12 protein-coding genes are annotated in these 15,021 nt (G+C 36.3%); 2 read left to right on the top strand and 10 right to left on the bottom strand.

The annotated features are described in order from the left end of the window. Window positions 1–84: 84 nt before the first annotated feature. Complete coding sequence (locus tag HMPREF3270_RS07945) at window positions 85–3,033, bottom strand: glycoside hydrolase family 2 TIM barrel-domain containing protein (RefSeq protein ID WP_070867237.1); 2,949 nt, start codon at window positions 3,031–3,033, stop codon at window positions 85–87. A gap of 87 nt (window positions 3,034–3,120) precedes the next feature. On the opposite strand from HMPREF3270_RS07945, the gene HMPREF3270_RS07940 reads away from it, so the two are divergent. Beyond that, window positions 3,121–3,981, top strand: a complete 861-nt coding sequence (locus HMPREF3270_RS07940) for an AraC family transcriptional regulator (RefSeq protein ID WP_081600380.1) — start codon at window positions 3,121–3,123, stop codon at window positions 3,979–3,981. 93 nt (window positions 3,982–4,074) lie between these two features. On the opposite strand, the gene melB is transcribed toward HMPREF3270_RS07940, so the two are convergent. The 3 genes from melB to HMPREF3270_RS07925 all read right to left on the bottom strand — a co-directional run bounded on the left by melB (window position 4,075) and on the right by HMPREF3270_RS07925 (window position 7,877). Beyond that, complete coding sequence (melB, locus tag HMPREF3270_RS07935) at window positions 4,075–5,478, bottom strand: melibiose:sodium transporter MelB (RefSeq protein ID WP_070848186.1); 1,404 nt, start codon at window positions 5,476–5,478, stop codon at window positions 4,075–4,077. Between the two features lie 279 nt (window positions 5,479–5,757). After that, on the bottom strand, window positions 5,758–6,651 hold the full coding sequence (locus tag HMPREF3270_RS07930) for a VOC family protein (RefSeq protein ID WP_070848187.1): 894 nt from the start codon (window positions 6,649–6,651) through the stop codon (window positions 5,758–5,760). Between the two features lie 158 nt (window positions 6,652–6,809). Further along, the gene (locus HMPREF3270_RS07925; RefSeq protein WP_070848188.1) at window positions 6,810–7,877 is read right to left on the bottom strand and encodes a metal ABC transporter solute-binding protein, Zn/Mn family; all 1,068 of its coding nucleotides are present in this window, start codon (window positions 7,875–7,877) and stop codon (window positions 6,810–6,812) included. A 343-nt stretch (window positions 7,878–8,220) separates the two neighbouring features. On the opposite strand from HMPREF3270_RS07925, the gene HMPREF3270_RS07920 reads away from it, so the two are divergent. Then, window positions 8,221–8,502 (top strand): GNAT family N-acetyltransferase, encoded by a 282-nt coding sequence (locus HMPREF3270_RS07920; RefSeq protein ID WP_002479808.1) that lies wholly within the window; start codon window positions 8,221–8,223, stop codon window positions 8,500–8,502. 73 nt (window positions 8,503–8,575) lie between these two features. On the opposite strand, the gene HMPREF3270_RS07915 is transcribed toward HMPREF3270_RS07920, so the two are convergent. From HMPREF3270_RS07915 to HMPREF3270_RS13955, 6 genes are all read right to left on the bottom strand, one after another. Continuing rightward, window positions 8,576–10,357, bottom strand: a complete 1,782-nt coding sequence (locus tag HMPREF3270_RS07915) for an ABC transporter ATP-binding protein (protein WP_371106803.1) — start codon at window positions 10,355–10,357, stop codon at window positions 8,576–8,578. Beyond that, entirely contained in the window at window positions 10,350–12,137 is a 1,788-nt protein-coding gene (locus HMPREF3270_RS07910; RefSeq protein WP_070848189.1) for an ABC transporter ATP-binding protein, read from the bottom strand. Before HMPREF3270_RS07910 ends, HMPREF3270_RS07915 begins: the two co-directional genes overlap by 8 nt. Window positions 12,138–12,184: 47 nt before the next feature. Next, on the bottom strand, window positions 12,185–13,180 hold the full coding sequence (locus HMPREF3270_RS07905) for a D-2-hydroxyacid dehydrogenase (RefSeq protein WP_070848190.1): 996 nt from the start codon (window positions 13,178–13,180) through the stop codon (window positions 12,185–12,187). A gap of 149 nt (window positions 13,181–13,329) precedes the next feature. Then, the gene (locus HMPREF3270_RS07900; RefSeq protein WP_070867236.1) at window positions 13,330–14,001 is read right to left on the bottom strand and encodes an NAD(P)H-dependent oxidoreductase; all 672 of its coding nucleotides are present in this window, start codon (window positions 13,999–14,001) and stop codon (window positions 13,330–13,332) included. An 80-nt stretch (window positions 14,002–14,081) separates the two neighbouring features. Beyond that, a complete protein-coding gene (locus HMPREF3270_RS07895) occupies window positions 14,082–14,615 on the bottom strand; it encodes an NAD(P)H-dependent oxidoreductase (protein ID WP_070848191.1) in 534 nt (177 codons plus the stop codon). A gap of 75 nt (window positions 14,616–14,690) precedes the next feature. Then, complete coding sequence (locus HMPREF3270_RS13955; protein WP_002479814.1) at window positions 14,691–14,867, bottom strand: hypothetical protein; 177 nt, start codon at window positions 14,865–14,867, stop codon at window positions 14,691–14,693. Window positions 14,868–15,021 lie beyond the last annotated feature (154 nt).

Genomic DNA, 15,021 nt, shown 5'->3' with positions numbered 1-15,021 from the left:
GGTTGACTGATTAAACGTCACCTTCTGCTTTTTTGTGGTTATATCTTATTTTTATAGCTTGTGATTTGTCTCGTGTACTAGAATTTAAGATAATGTATTGAACTGCAATGTAAAGTTTAAGTGATACTCTGCATCATCCATACGATAACGTTCTGGTAATTCCGGTCCACAACTGTTTGTACCGATACCACTTTGGCCAACATCGATATTAACATATGTGTAACCATCTAAGTGTAATTGATCTGCATGTTCTACTGTTGTAAGTTGCGCATCTGAATAAGGTTTCGCATTGAAACTGAATGGTGTTTCAGCGTTAAACGCAACTTGTGTTGTTGTATTATTTAATGTCACATGTGTTGTATTATTGTGACTGCCGTCTTCTTGCGGTCTGATATGCGGCCAGAAATTATCATTGACTGTAGAAACAAAGTAACCTAAATGACTCGCAAGCTGCTTATCATCATAACTGCTGAAGGGTCCATGACCATAGTATGCTAATTTTTGATAGTCATTTGATAACTTGAATTCTAAGCCAAGTCTCGGTAAGAACGGCATACGTGCATTCTTCTCAAGTTCTAAATCCGCTTCAATCTTACCATCCGCATGCACTAACCAAGTTAAAGTCCCCGTTAAGATTTTCGGCACACGTTTATGCACAATACTGATTTGGAATTGAATACTCACGCCGCCTTCAGATTCGACAATCGAATAATCATATACACGCGTATGCGCATGTTCGTAACCCATTTCTTCCCATTGCTTACGAATATTAATGTTATTATCTGTCGGTGCACGCCAAATGCGGATTGCAGTAGATTCATGAAGCACGAACTTACCTGCTTGTGTAACGTGCGTTAATGAAGCAGTTTGTGTATCAAACGCATAATCACTATTCTCTCCTGAAATATGAATAGTATGCGCTGTATCATCCACTGATACTTGATAAGCAGCTTCATGCTCTGTTACTGTTTCAAATTCCAAACGTTCTTGAACGATTTGATCATGACCTAAAATTGTTTGATCTTTAAGTGAAATATACTCTACTAAAATATCACTGATTTGGTTTAAAATCGCTTCATCAATAAACGTCTGCAGTTCCACAGAAATTTCAGTATGTGGTTCAAATCCTGTTAAATCTGCATACTCTTCATATTGTTCACCTGATAATGTCGTAATCGTAAAACGTAATTGCAAGACTTCATTTGCATCAATAAAATCGAGACGATTATAAAACGTTAACGTCTGTTTATCATAATGAGATAAAATCACCGGACGATTCACTTGTTGGAATTCATAATAACCTTCGTGCGGCGTTCTATCTGGCGATACGATACCATCTACACAGAAGTTGCCGTCATGTAAATCTTCTCCGAAATCTCCGCCATAACGAAAGACTGGTTGCGCTTCATCTTGACTGATATTTACTGCGTGGTCGCACCATTCCCAAACAAACGCACCAATAAAGCTTGGATACGCTTCTAATAATTCATGATATTCTAAAAGACCACCTGGTGAATTCCCCATCGCATGTGCATACTCGCATAAGATAAAGGGTTGTGTAATATTTTGATTATCTAAATAACGCTCTTTAATTTCTTCAGGTGACGGATACATACGACTGATCATATCTAGTTTAGAGAAATCTTCCCCACCTTCTGCGTAAAAGGCACTTTCATAATGGACTGGACGTGTTGCATCTAAATCCTTCGCAAGTTCAGCTGCTTTCTCAATATTGACACCATATCCAGATTCATTACCTAATGACCACATAATAATAGATGAGAAGTTGCGTAGCGGCACAATAGACGCTTCAATACGATCTAAAATCGGTGCTTCGTATTGCGGATCATCTGCGATAATATTAAAGTCTTTAGTATTTTCATCTCCATAAAACAGCACTACGCCATGTGTTTCTAAATCCGCTTCACTCATCACATAGAACCCGTATTCATCAGCTAACTCATAGAAGCGAGGCGCTTTCGGATAGTGTGCTGTACGAATCGCATTAAAGTTGGCTTGTTTCATTAATGTCAAATCTTCATGCATTTGCGCTTCAGTTAAGACATATCCCGTTTCCGGGTTACTGTCGTGATAGTTAGCCCCACGCAATTTCACAGATTTACCATTAATCCATAACTGTTGATCTTTAATTTCAACTTCACGTAAACCGACCTGTTCAGTGATAACTTCATCCGCAGTAGTGATAACTAGCGTATAAAGGTAAGGTGTTTCAGCACTCCAAAATACGGCGTCTTCTACATTTAATACTAAAACATCTTCATTTGTCCCTTTTTGTTCAGTAATGACGCCGCCTTCTTGGTCAAGCAGCGCTACTGTATAATCAGGTTTACCATTTACTTGCGTCACATCTAAATGGACTGCACCTGTTTGTACAGCTGTATCGACTGTCGTTTGAATCGTATAATCTTCAATACGATTGTTAGGACGTTCTACAATATACACATCTCTGAAGATACCTGAATGTCTAAACATATCTTGATCTTCAAAATACGTACCATCTGAATATTTAACGACTAATACTTGAATCGTATTATCCCCTTCTTGAACAAAAGATGTGACATCAAAACGTGACGCACTGCGTGAAACTTGGCTGTAGCCTACAAATGTATTATTGATCCATACATAATACGCACTGCTGACACCGTCAAAGTTCAACACAAATTGATGGTCATTGTCATAGATAGAATCGATGGTAAAGTTGCGTTCATAATAACCACATGGATTATCTTCTGGTACATACGGCGGATCAAATGGGATTGGATATTTAATATTGACATATTGTGTTTGGTCAAATCCATGTAAATTCCACACAGACGGTACCGGTAAAGTTTGTGTCACTTTATGACGGCTTGCTTCAAACTCTGCCACACTGTTGAAGAAACCGAAGTTCCAGTTACCAGATAACTGTGTTACAGAAGTATTGTGTTGTTGTGGCTTTGGGATAAAATAAGCGGCATAAGGTAATGTATTAACATGTAATTGTTCTAAGTTATAGTGTAAATCTAATTTCAAGGTATGACCCTCCTATGTATTTTTCAAAAATTATATAATTTTGTTAAATATACGTGTTATAATGGCTCTATCATAGAGAGAAAGAGAGTGAGACAAGTGCAAGTCTTTTGGACAAAACTTAAAAAAACAAGCTACGAAGCCCAAGTTGATGAATGCGGCAAAGAAAACTTATACGTAGGTAACGGCTATGAATATGAAGTCACTAAACCTGCTGTCTTGCATATCGTGACACAAGGAACCGGCACCTTTACTGTGAATGATACGACTTACCATTTAAAGAAAGGTGATGTCTTCTTATTGCTCAAAGGCATGCATGTCAAATATCATGCGACAGGAGAAACACCTTGGCATTATATGTGGGTCGGCTTCAGCGGCACGCATGCCATCAGCTTTATTACACGTACTTCTTTATCAGATGAATTCGTCCTCTTAAATCAAAACACTGAAACACTGTTTAAATTAATCTTTAAAATCTGCATTCTGGCAAACAGCCATACCCCTGAGGACACCCACGATATCTTACTAAAGATAAGACTATTTGAATTGTTATATTTCCTAACACAACAAAACCAAAAAGAAATTGTAATTCCTGATCAACGTGAAGCAACAGATTTAAAAGATGCTTTAGAATATTTCAATGACAACTTCAAAAGCAAAGATACTACTGTTGATAATGCTGCTCAAGTCGCAAACATGAGCCGTAGTCAGCTCTATAAACGTTTCAAAAAGCAATTTGGCGCTTCACCAAGTAGATATCTCACCGATCTTCGTATGGCTTTTGCGGCTGAGCAGCTGAAATTCACAAATAAAACTGTGCAAGCCATTGCAGATGAACTTAATTATGATGTGTCACTTGCTTTCTCCAAGGCTTTCTCTAAGTACTTTAACTGTCCACCTACGCAATACCGCAAAAATTATAAGGCCAGAAAAGCATTGCAATCTGAATAAATGAAACTATCAAGCAGCTACTTTTTTGTTGCTGTAAAACAAAAGCAGTGGATAGAGTTATGAATGAAGGCTCTAACACTGCTTATTGTATTGTTACAGTTTTTCTTCTTTATGAATCGGCGGACGTCCTTCTCTTTTACGTTTAAATTCAAGTGTTTGTTGAATATCACGTAAGAAGTCGCCTTTTAAGTTGAAGGCTTTATGATATAAAATACTACAAATGATGATAAAGAAGATTGGTACCCCAATCATACCGATTCTGATACCCCAGATTGTATCTGTTGTTTGTTCAACATTTGGCACATAACCAATCATTGATAAACCGACACCGACACTTAATCCCGCAAATGCTTGTGCTAATTTTACTAAGAATGTTTGTGTTGATGTGATGACACTTTCGTTACGTTGACCGAATTTCACTTCACTGTAGTCGATTACGTCAGCTAACGCGACTGTGTTGATTCCGACAAGTGTACCTGTACCGAAGCGGATACATGCACCGCCAATAATTACCCAGATTGCTGCGTGCGGCGCAATAAAGCCTGCAAGCAAGATAACTACTAAACCAATAATAATTCCAAATACAGCGTAGTTGAATACTGCACTACGTCCGACTTTCTTAACTAAGTATGGGAAAATCAATAATGATCCCATTTCCATAAGAATCATTGTGTTAAAGACAGAGAATAAGCTTTCTACGCCTGCCACATATTTAAAGTAATACAAGATAATTGCGTTAATCATTTGTCCACATAAGTTGAATGCTAAGATTACACCAATTACCGCAAGCAACTCTTTGTTTTTAAAGAGAATACGCCAAATATCTTTAAAACGGACTTTAATTGCGTTTTGTCTTTCAATTTCAGTGTCTTCATGAACGAAGAATACTGTAATACCGATAGTAATGATAAATGTAATACTACAGATGATTGCAAGCGCAAAAATACCTGCACCTCTGAACGGTTGACCTAAGAAATCGTCTAATTTATGGATAAACATTAAACCGAAGCTTCCGATCACAAATGCCGCAAAGCTCGCAAAGAAACGTGGCACTACCGCAACTTCTTCACGTTCACGTGGGTTATTCGTTAAGTTTGGCAGCCATGACCAATACGGGATGTCCATAATGGTATAAGTCATACCCCATATGATGTACATGATTGAGATGTAAATGTACATGCCGTTGCCTGCGAAATCAAAGTTTGTGAAGAGTAATACTGTGATGACAGCGTTAATTAATGTACCGATAACGAGCCATGTTTTGAATTTGCCGAAGCGGTTGTGTGTATTATCAACAATCATGCCCATAATCGGGTCGTTAATCGCATCCCAAATACGTGCTGCGAAAAACAACACTCCGACGAATGCGGGTGAGAGTCCAACAATGTCCGTAATATAGAACATTAAAAACAAACTGACAATATTAAAAATGGCGTCTTTTCCTACTGTTCCGAATCCAAATGCATACTTTTCAAAGCGCGTTAATTTTCTTTCCAATCCTTTCACCTCTATCTATAGATTGTTATTTCTGGTGTTGTCTTTGTACCTTCAAATAATTAATTTTCTATTCATGTAAACGTTATCATTTTTCTGAAAACAATAGAATATCCAAATCTTTCTTTTATATGTCCAAATGTTTCGAGGTTAAAATATTTATGGCACTTTGAACCTTTAAAAAATAATTCCTCATCTTGTTATTATCATTATTCAAACGAAAAAAACTCCTGTCACTTACTCTAAATAAGTAAGCACAGGAGTTCTTTTATATAACTGATATTATAATTTCAATGGTTTAAGATTTTGCGTTAAAGCTTCGCGTCTATCTTCGTATTGTAGCGGTAATTGAAGATGTTGACCTAATTGATCTTTCGGCTCATCTACCGCAAAGCCTGGACCATCTGTCGCCATTTCAAATACGATGTCACCTTTTTCTTTGAAGTAAATCGCTTTGAAGTAATTACGGTCTTTAACTTCTGTCACAAAATAACCATGGTCTTCCATGTGTTTTTGCCATTCTAAATGTTCTGCTTCTGTTGGGATAGACCAAGCCACATGATGCACTGTACCTACACCGAATAAACCTTTTGGCAATGGTTGTGCAGACATAATGATTTGGTGTTTTTCTTCGCCCTCTGTTTCTAAGTGGATTTTAGAAGGGTTTTCGTTAACAACACTTAACCCCATATCATCTACTAATGTGCTGCGAGTACCTGCTGGATCTGCAGATAATAGTTCTGTACCATGGAAACCTATAATAGCATTATCTTCAGCTTCTTCTTGTCCTTCAACTAATGCTAAAGCTAGTCCATGCACATCATTAAATTCTAATGTTGCTTCGTCGAATAAACCAGAAATTTTAGTTTCAATACCTTGTTCATTTAAATGTGCTTCCCAAGCATCCATTGAGCCTTTAGGAATTCTGAATGCGATACGTCCAACTTGTCCGCTTCCCACTCGACCTTTATGTTGATTTGGCCAGTTAAAGAATGTCATTACCATACGTTTGTCGTCATCTTGTCTTGAGAAGTATAAGTGATAAACACCTGGGTCATCGAAGTTTACTGTTTGTTTAATCAATTGTAAGCCAAGTACATTACGATAGAAGTCTAAGTTCTCTTGTGCGTCACCTACAATTGCTGAAATATGATGTATACGTTTAATATTTTCCATATATGGAAACCTCCTTTATTCAGTATAATTATTATACTTACTTTGTTAAACTCATTATAACACCAGTATAATTTTTATACCAGTATTTTGTTTCATGTAAATAAAAAAATACGCACTTCCGATTTAACCGGAAATGCGTATCATAAACGTTAATCACATTAGTTGTCTAAAGCTTTTTTCAGTGACTCGATGTTTTTCTTCATTAATGATTGATAAGTAACATCTTTATCTTTTGATTCATCTTTTGTTAAAACTGATAAGTTGTGGAATGGTAATGGTTTCGTGTTAGTTTCTTTTCTGATGATATCTGTCACTTTAGAAGTGATGTTTTGTTCGTATAATACATATGGTTGTTTTTCTTTCTTGATATCAGAAACGATAGCCATTAATTCTTTTTGTGTTGGTTCATCGTTGTTCATGCCGTTAATACCTTCTTGTTCGAAGTCATAACGTTTAGCTAAGTAAGCTAATGAATCGTGAGAGATAATCACTTTGTCGCGTTTTTTGTTTTTAGAAACGTCTTTTAATTCTTTATCCACATCTGAGATGTCTTGAACTAATTTTTTGTAGTTCTTTTCGTAGTAATCTTTGTGATCAGGGTCTTTTTTCACAAATTCATCTTTGATTTCTTTCGCAAATGTTTTATCTGCTACTGGATCTAACCAAATATGTGGATCGTATTTGCCGTGGTGATGATGGTGTTCTTCGTGATCACCATGCTCTTCATGTTCACCGTGTTCTTCATGTTCACCGTGTTCGTGGTGTTCACCTTCTTCGTGGTCACCATGTTCATGTTCGTGTTCATGCTCATGTTCTTCACCAGGAAGAATCGCGTTTTTGTCTAAGCCTTTTGTTAACTCAAGCACTTTCTTGTTGTCTTTTATTGTTTTCGCAATTTTACCCGCTGCTGGGTCCATTTCTTTGTCTGTATAAATAAATAAGTCGCCTTTAGAAATGTTCATGATTTCTTTTTGTGTTGGTTCAAAACTATGTAAGTCTGTACCTGGTGGGTAAATTGATTTCACATCTGCATATTTACCGCCGATTTGATCCGCAAAACTTTGGAATGCGAATACAGTTGTGTTAACTTTCATCTTATTGCTTTCGCTGTACTTAGCATCTTTACTGTCTTTATTACCGCTGTCTTTGCTGCTGTCACCATTACCGCAAGCTGCTAATACAACTGTTAAGACTAAAGATAACATTATGAAAAGTGTCTTTTTCATCTTAAAAGGTCCCTCCAAATCGTAATCATTATGTTTTAAACTATACCCTTAAATACACTAAATTGCAATGGTATTCATGAAATCTTTTAGATTCTCAGAATTCTGAAATTTTCAACCTAATATTTTATAATTAAAAAACAGTTAGGTTCACTATTCATATACACATTAAAGAGAAAAGTACTCTTTTTAATTTGACGTTAATTATTTTGTAAATTTATAAATTAAAGAAAACGCTTACATTAAAGAAAACATATAATTTTTGTAATAACCCTTGTTTCTGACCCGCTTTGTTTTGTACCATTTAGATAGGAGTAACATTAAATAGATAAAGGGGATTATGACTATGACAGATTTAAAGCAAGGCGACCATAAGTTCTTTATTGGGGAAGAAAGTTCACCGAGCGCCATCATTGAATTCAGAGATGAGCAAGAAAATGTGATTGATATTTTCCATACTGCTGTCAGTGATGAATTAGGCGGCCAAGGTATCGGAACGAAACTCGTTGAAAAAGTAGTAGATTACGCGAATGCAAATCAACTTAAAATCACTGCGAGCTGTTCATTCGCAAGACGTGTGATTGAACAATTCCCAGAGTTTAAACTATTCTTAGCTGGTAAGGAATAACACTTACATAAACTAAAGAGAAGCACCTAAAGTTCAAACGGCTTTAGGTGCTTCTTTTGTTACGCTTATTCTTTTATCCATTTTGCAGCAAATACATATTATAATAAATGCCTTTTTGTGCAAGTAATTCTTCATGGGTACCCCGTTCGACTATCTCACCTTGATTTAACACTAAAATTTGATTTGCATCTTGAATCGTCGACAATCGATGTGCAATTGCGAGCGTTGTACGTCCCTTACGCATATCTTTCAATGAGTTTTGTATTTGTTCTTCTGTTTCAGAATCAATAAAAGCAGTTGCTTCATCTAAAATAAGAATTTTAGGATCAATTGCCATCGTTCTCGCAAATGCGATTAACTGACGTTCACCACTAGAGAATGCACTACCCTTCTCTATTACTTTATGCTCATATTGATCTGGCAGTTGTTCAATAAAGCGATCTGCATGCACAAATTCTGCAGCAGCTTTTGCTTGTTCGAATGTCATTGTTGGATGATATAAGCGGATGTTAGATAAGACTGTTCCATAGAAGATAAACGGATCCTGCAGAACCAGTCCTACTTTTTGTTTCAATTCTTGCTTTGGAATTGATTTGATAGATTGACCATCAATTAATATTTCACCTTGATGAAATTCATAAAAGCGCATAAATAAATTAATAATCGTACTTTTACCAGAACCTGTATGGCCTACAAGCGCTATTGTTTCACCAGGATTAGCAGTAAATGTAATATGTTTTAATACATTGTGTTCTCCATCATAACTGAAAGTTACATCTTTAAATTCAATTTTACCTTCTGTGATATGGTGGTCAGCGATTTCATTTTGTTTAGGTTCTAATGTGTCGTTATCTAGTAATGTAAAGACACGGTTAGCTGCGACAATAGCTTGTTGGAATATATTCAAGTTTTGACTGACCTGGTTAATGGGTTCGAAGAAGCGCTGCATATATTGTACGAACGCATAAACAACCCCTGCCGTCACAGTCGAAGAGAAGCTTAATAATCCGAAATAACTTAGTATCATTACTGTCGCAAAGATACTTAACATACCGATGGCTGGACGTAATAATAGACCATCTAGGCGAATCGTTTTCAAGTTATATTGATAGTGCTCTTCGTTAATTTCATCAAATTCTTTTTGTAGTCTGCGTTCTTGGTTAAAGACTTGAATCATACGGATACCTTCAATAGATTCGGCAAGTTTCGCGTTCAAATCAGATAACCGTTGACGTGCTTGCGCAAAGAATATTGAAGCATATTTACGATATAAAGCTAAAATAATGATAATAATCGGCATAAAACATAAAGCCATTAACGCAAGTCTGACATCTAGAATAAACATCATAATAAAACTTGAAATGACTGTAAATAATGCCATCATAAAGGAAGAAAACACCCCAACAAACATGTTAACGATGGCTTCTGTGTCATTCGTTAATCGTGACACGATACTTCCACTTGGCACCTCATCAAAATACTTCATGCCGAGTTCGCCCATTTTATCAAACGCATCAATACGTAATTGTTGGATAATTTTAAATGCGAAGTTTTGGAACATATAAATGTTAATATACGTTGTTATCGCACCAATCAATTCAATGCCGATAAAGATAACAATCATCCAAATGATTTCATGTTGTGGAAAGTGTCTTGGTGTTAAGTAATCATCAATAAACACTTTCACAATATAAGGCACTGCCACACCTGCTGCTGTGGAAATCCCAAGCATCACAAAGGCAGCTAAAATCAACCATTTAAACGGGAAGGTATAACGCATCAAGCGCATTAATGTATGCCACTGATCACGCGCACTGAGTTGATTATCACCATGCATTTTCTGTCTTCTAGCCATGATAATCATCCTCCTCTTCATGTGCCGCTTCATCTAACTTTTTAGTTAATTGGTCGCGTAATTGTTGTGACTGATAAGTTTTCGCATACCAACCTTGATTGCGCATCAATTGTTCATGTGTCCCTTGTTCTGCCACTGTACCTTCATCCATCACGATAATTAAATCCGCATGACTCACTGCACTCATACGATGGGCAGTAATAATATTCGTTTTGCCTTGTCTTTGGTCTCTCATATTATTAAGAATATGTTCTTCTGTATCTGCATCAACCGCTGACAAAGAGTCATCAAACATCAAGACAGGCGGATCCGAAATGACTGCACGTGCGATAGAAACACGTTGTTTTTGACCTCCTGATAATGAAACACCACGTTCTCCAACAACCGTGTCATACCCTTGAGGGAAATTTAAAATATCATGATGAACATAGCTGGTCTCAGCTGCTTGTTGAATTTGTTGTTCTGTACTATTCGGTACCGCAAAGGCAATATTTTCTCGGATAGTTGTAGAGAATAAGAAGTTGTCTTGCGGTACATAACCAAACATTGCACGTAAATGTTGGATTTCATAATCACGGATTGGAATACCGCCATACGTAATATCTTCAGGACGTTGCGTATCAAATTCACGTACTAACAGTCGTAATAACGTACTCTTTCCTGAACTTGTACGCCCAACTATACCAACAGTCATACCTTCTTCAATAGTAAAGTGTACATCTCTTAACGAAGGATGTTCACTGCCCGGGAAAGTAAAAGATTTAATTTGATAAGTGATGGGCCCTGATGGATAACCATTTACTTTATAAGTTAAATCTATTTCATTTTCTGTGTCTAAAATACCACTAATTCTTTCATAGGATGCATGACCTCTTTGAATAATATTAAAGAAGAAACCTAACGCAAGTAACGGCCACACTAACATACCGAGATACGTTGTTGCGGTAATTAACTGACCCAACGTAATTGTATGATTGAAAATCATAAATGTCCCAAACACTAATGCAAGGAAGTAACTTGTACCAATCACTAACATAATCGTTGGACTGAATAAGGCATCAATTTGCGCAACTTTTAAATTTTTTCGAACCACATCATCACTGATAGTTTTAAAGTCCTTTTGGTCACTTTTTTCATAACCCATTGTTTTAGTAACTTTAATACCAGCAATACTTTCTTGTGTCTTATCATTTAAACGACTGAATGCAGCTTGTGCTTTTTTAAAGCCTTTGCTCATCAAACGACCATAATAACTTGTTAATAAGACTAAAATAGGTAAAGGCAGCATAATTATCAACGTCAATTTCCAGTTGATTGTCAGTGCCATCGTAATTAAAATTGAAGTTCCTGTAATTAAAGAGTCGCCAATCATTAACACCCCTGGACCTGCGGCACCTTGAACAGCATTAATATCATTGGTCGCATGGGCCATCAAGTCACCTGTTCGACGTCTTTGGAAGAAAGATGGACTCATAGAAGTATATTTCTCATATAAACGGTTACGTAAAATCTTCCCTAGCTTATTACTTGTTCCAAAAATCAGAACACGCCAAGAGTAGCGTAGAATATAAATCATCACTGCCGCAAAAGCAAGTATCATCATATAAGTAAATAGCTGCCTTCCCGTTAAACGATCAGCTGCAATCGCATCAATCGTTTTACCGATGATTTGCGGCGGAATAAGCTGAAATAATGCGATAAAGAGTAATACTAATAGCCCGACAATATACTTCAACTTCTCTTGTTTAAAAAACCAGCTTAAATGCATAAACACTTTCATCTCATCACTTCCTCCTTTCTTTTATCTTTTTATTTATCAACAACATTTTAGTTGACTCTTGTTTGTGCATCTCCTGTTTCTAACACTTCCATAGTACTGTTCAATCCGCCTTCAGCAAGATTTTTTACAGCTTCGTGTGTAAAGAATGCGATGTGAGGAGAAGCTAACACATCATTACGTTCAATCAATTCTAATAAAGTTTCATCTTGAACTTCTCTATTTGAAAAATCTCTACGGAAATATTGCGCCTCATTTTCATACGTATCGATAACAGCACCCGCTACTTTACCACTATTCAATGCATCTAGCAAAGCTTGTGTCTCAACAACCATACCACGTGCGCAGTTGACAAAGATCACACCATCTTTCAACTGATTAAATGTTGCTTGATTAAACATATGATACGTCTCTTTATTTCCCGGGACATGAAGTGAAACGATATCTGCTTGTGCGATTGCCTCTTCTAACGAATCTTTAAATTCAACAATATTTTCTAATTTCGTCTTATCTTCGATATCGTAACCAACGACTTTACAACCGAAATTTGAGAACAATTGCGCTGAAATACTGCCGATGCGTCCTACACCGATAATCGCTATGGTTAAATCTTTGACAGGACGTGAAATCAATGGTGCATCCCATACAAAGTTATGATTCTCCATACGTTGTTTGATAAGTGGCAACTGTCTCACAAAATACAAAGCGCCTGTGACTGCATATTCAGCAATAGAACTTGGTGAATAGCTGGGTACTGTTGTAATGATTAAATTATGTACTTTGGCTTCTTCTAAATCATACATATCAAAGCCAGCACTACGTTGTGCAATTTGTTTAATACCATAGCTTTCTAATTTACTATAAATCTCAGGATTGAATGGTCCATTATGAGATAATGATAAGCCATCATATCCTTTTACTTGTTCAATATTGTCCATAGTTAAAGGATTGCTTTCATAATCCACTTCTACTTGGTGTTCTGCTGACCAATTTTTAATTGCGTCAATTTCATAAGGTGCGACATCAAACATTTTTATTCTTACCATCTTAAAACTCCCCTTTAATATGTATTACATCTTTATAAATCAAGAATATAGGTAATATTATAGCATTGAAACAAAGGTAAGAAACACAAGATTCAGACAATTAAAATAAAAAGACTCAAGCTGTTAAAGCTCAAGTCTTTCCTAAATAACTATTCAAGCCATTCAATGACATCTTCATATGCTTGACGAGTTTTGGCACGTTTCGGATCTTCTGCACGATAACCGAAAGCTACCATAACAGATGGTAAGAACTCATTTTCATTCATAATTCCTTCATCAGAAAGCAATTGTGTGACTTCTCTCATACTGAAACCTTCAATTGGACAAGAGTCTACACCTAAAAATGCGGCTACTGACATCATATTACCTAAGGCAATGTATGTTTGTTTACTTGCCCAGTCCCATAATGAACGTTCACTTTCATATAAATCCAAGCTATCATTTTGGAACATTTCATAACGTTTATTCATATCTTCTAATACATCATCTGGTACATTTTTTATTTCTTTCATAATATGTGTTAAATATTCTGTACCCGGACGTACGTTTTTACGCGCAAGTAAAATCACAAAGTGTGAGGCTGTATCTAATTGGCCTTGTGCACCCCAAGATACTTTTTTTAATTTTTGACGTAAGTCTTCATTTTGAACGACTAAAAAGCGCCATGGTTCCGCACCGATTGAGCTTGGTGAAAGACGTCCAGCTTCAATAATGGTATGGAAATCTTCTGCACCCACTTTTTTGTCTGGATTAAAACGTTTTGTCGCATGTCTAAAATTAAATGCTTGTAAAATTTGATCGCGTATTGCTTGTTGTTCCATTACTATTTTCGCTCCTCATCTTATGTAGTCACCTATAGTATAGTGAACCTACCAAGGAGTCTAAAGGAAAATGCTTGTGGTTACTGTTTTTGAAGTCTTTCAACAAATGCCACATATTCATCAGCATTTTCTGCGAGAGTCGCAAAATTATCGATGTCATCCGTTTGGTAAATCGCATGAATGCCAAAGAAATGGCCACCGATTAAATTAACAACACCTTTTAATGGATTGCAAATTTCGTCAATCGTATACCCTATCGGTCCATCTTCTTTATAATGTGCTTTTGGTTGGCCGCATGAAATGGCTAATGCGAAATGTTTTCCTTTTAAAGCGTCACCGCCATCAAACGCAAAACCATGTGTATAGACTTCATCGAACCATTGCTGTAAAAGTGGCGGATAACTCATCCAAAACATGGGATATTGAAAGATAATATAATCATGTTTCTGTAATAACGCTTGTTCATATTCAACATCAATGTTTCCATCTGGATAAGTTTGATACAAGTCATGTACCGTCACTAAATCAGAACGATCTTCTAATGTTTTCTTCCATACTTGATTAACGTCGCCTTCTTGAATATCAGGATGTGCAATAATTACTAATGTGGACATGATAATCCTTCCTTTCATTCAAAATAAAAATGAGATGTACCCCGAAGTCATCTCATTTTAAGTCGTACTATTTAGTTATTCCCCTTTGGTCTCCATCATTAACTTTGTGTAATAGAATAAGAATACAATGATCATACTGATAGACATTGATTTCAACAGACTATTCATCATTGTACCGATATCTGTCAGGTAAAACGTAATGGCTGAGTTAATGAAGAAAGCAATAAAAATGTATAGTAATCTTGTTATCATATCCCATCATCCCCTTTTGACTAGTTTACCCATAAAAGATACAAATTGCAATATGTATTTTGAATTTTGTGACAACTTATGTTTTTATAAATAAAAACACGCAACCTTTTTCAGGTTGCGTGTCAGACTGTCGACAAAGTCCTACGGACTTGTC

The sequence above is a fragment of the Staphylococcus sp. HMSC65H10 genome, assembly GCF_001839185.1.
In the GTDB taxonomy this organism is placed as follows: Bacteria; Bacillota; Bacilli; order Staphylococcales; family Staphylococcaceae; genus Staphylococcus; species Staphylococcus simulans.
The sequence above is the reverse complement of the archived record's forward strand: the minus strand, read 5'-3'. Positions and strand labels throughout refer to the sequence as shown.